Origin of the sequence: Shimwellia pseudoproteus (genome assembly GCF_016415625.1) — a bacterium.
Classification (GTDB): domain Bacteria; phylum Pseudomonadota; class Gammaproteobacteria; order Enterobacterales; family Enterobacteriaceae; genus Shimwellia; species Shimwellia pseudoproteus.
Window position 1 is genome coordinate 1 of record NZ_WBXP01000106.1, and the last position, 2,403, is coordinate 2,403.

At 41.7% G+C, this 2,403-nt stretch carries 1 protein-coding gene and 2 pseudogenes; 1 reads left to right on the forward strand and 2 read right to left on the reverse strand.

Going from position 1 to position 2,403, the window contains the following annotated elements:
• Window positions 1–89: 89 nt before the first annotated feature.
• Both F9C28_RS19875 and F9C28_RS19880 read right to left on the reverse strand, forming a co-directional pair.
• A pseudogene (locus tag F9C28_RS19875) lies at window positions 90–227 on the reverse strand (helix-turn-helix domain-containing protein); the annotation flags it as partial.
• An 88-nt stretch (window positions 228–315) separates the two neighbouring features.
• Window positions 316–930, reverse strand: a pseudogene (locus tag F9C28_RS19880) (IS3 family transposase); the annotation flags it as partial.
• A gap of 854 nt (window positions 931–1,784) precedes the next feature.
• Between F9C28_RS19880 and F9C28_RS19890 the strand changes: the two are divergent.
• Complete coding sequence (locus F9C28_RS19890; RefSeq protein ID WP_199016963.1) at window positions 1,785–2,015, forward strand: microcin H47; 231 nt, start codon at window positions 1,785–1,787, stop codon at window positions 2,013–2,015.
• Window positions 2,016–2,403: the final 388 nt, after the last annotated feature.

Genomic DNA, 2,403 nt, shown 5'->3' on the forward strand with positions numbered 1-2,403 from the left:
CGATGCCCTGACCTGTGGCAGGCGATTCCGGACGTTTAATGTGGTGGATGATTTTAACCGCGAAGCCCTGGCCATTGAAATCGATCTGAATATCCCGGCTCAGACTGCGCACGCAGATAACGCTTTACGGTGTTACGGGAGATACCCAGTTCCCTGGCTATCGCCCGACTGCTCATACCCTGCTTATACAGGATTTTAATTTCCATAACTGTCTCAAAAATGACCATAAGCTCTCCCGAATCAGGAGAGCAGATTAACCCCTGGATCTAATTTCAGGCGTCGGATATGGATCACTTTCGCACCGTTGGTAACATGTTTCAGCAAATTTTCTGAGACAGGCAAGCCGTGCTCGCAGTCGTTGACCGGATTAAAACGGCGCTAAGCTTTGGCACGCAGTCCCTGACGGTGCAGGCTGGCAGCGATGTTTTTGATGTTATATTCAGGTAACTCACCGGCCAGTCGTGGAGCACGGTAATCCCCCCATTGGCCGATTGTGACGTTTGAGCCAGGCATACCAGCCGCTTCTGGCAACCTGAAGCACACGACACATAGCCTGAATGCTGAACTCAACCTGATGTTTTTCGATGAAGACATACTTCATTTCAGGCGCTTCGCGAAGTATGCCGCGGCCTTTTGGTGGATGGCCAGCTCCTCGTCCCGTTCCGCCAACTGGCATTTGAGGCGTGCATTTTCAGAAGCCAACTCACTTTCGCTCTTTGATGAGGTCATTTGTTGCTGCTGTTTACTACGCTAGGCATAAAGCCGTGATTTATACAGGCTGAGCTCACGGGCTGTGGCAGCAACACCGATGCTTTTTGCGAGTTTCAGGGCTTCCTAGCAGAATTCCGGTGTGTGCGGTTTACGGGGCTTTTTGCTGGCTGATATTGGTTGTAGGTATAGATGTTTGGTGTTTACTCTCAATATCTTCATTCCTGATAGGCGAATCTGATGTTAATTCAATCTTTTCTTGGTGGGGGTCAGTTAGTTCAGGAACAGAATGTATGGACTGACCCCACCCGGGTGGGGTCAGTCCAGTAAATGAAGGATGGACTCCATCAATTTTGAATTGTGCTTTGAGCTGGCATTATTACAAACACTATTATTTTTTAAAATTTGTGATTACCGTCACTATTCATATTTTCTCACCATTACTTAATAAATAGTTGCTTTAGTTGACCTGTTTTGTGCATAACCTGTTGGAAAATTTATGTTTTTCTAGGTGGGTTATACAAAATTTTTAAAAAAAAACAAATAGGTACATCTGTTCAAAATTAACATTTGACTTTATGTACCTACCATGCAAATCTGCCACTAAAAGCAAATGGAAATCATTATCTTTTGTGTTTGTGAGGGAAGAGTAAGATGGATTTTGCTAAAAAATAGGTTAGTGAAAGCTATGAAGTCTTATCAACAAAGTCAAACACACTAGTGGTTTTGATCATGGCCACTACGTTATTGGAATATTCTTTATCGATGTTCTGAATCTCTTGATAGGGTGATTTCTGAATAAGAATACTCGTTCATAAATGAGTGTTGAATAATAATGACGGATGAATCTTTATGAGTTACAAAAAACTTCATCAATTAACAGCTATATTTAGCTTACCTTTAACTATTTTACTAGTTTCATATTCCTCTCTGAGAATTATAGGTAGTGAAAATTCCTATGTGGATGTTCTCCTGTCATTCATGACATTTTTAGGTTTTATTCAGTTAATCAATGGATTACGAAAGCTTCTCACTTGGTTTGGTTGGAAATAGTAATTATATATAAAGGAGGTAAAATGAGAGAAATAACAGCATCACAATTAAGCTATATTTCTGGCGCTGGGGGCGCACCAGCAACAACAGCTAATGCTGTTGGCGCTGCTGCTATTGTTGGGGCTTTGGCTGGTATTCCTGGAGGGCCTGTTGGGATGGTTGGTGGCGCTTTTGTAGCTGGCTTGACTACAGCAATTGGCGCAACTGCGGGGAACTCAAGTAGTGCTAGTTCATCTGCTGGAAGTGGCAGTTAAATAGTTATTTATTTAAAATGGCACTACTCAGGTCGTGCCATTCATATATAATTGATTGAAATACATAATACCATATTGTTTCAGATTGTTATTATTGTTTGAGTAAATATAACTATTTAATTACACAACAAGGCGCAGAAAAACCTAATCTTCAGATTAATCAGGATGGTACCGTATGAGAAGTTATAACGGGGATTTAATTTTTATCCCAGAACACTACTTACGAGGGGCCCTTAAATATATGCTATTTCAATGGAGAATGCTATCAGATGAATCAGGTATATTCACTTTGGCTTTGTTGAATAAATCAGATTTCGGGTAAGTCTCCCCCGTAGCGGGTTGTGTTTTCAGGCAATACGCACACTTTCAGGCATACCTGCTTTCGTCA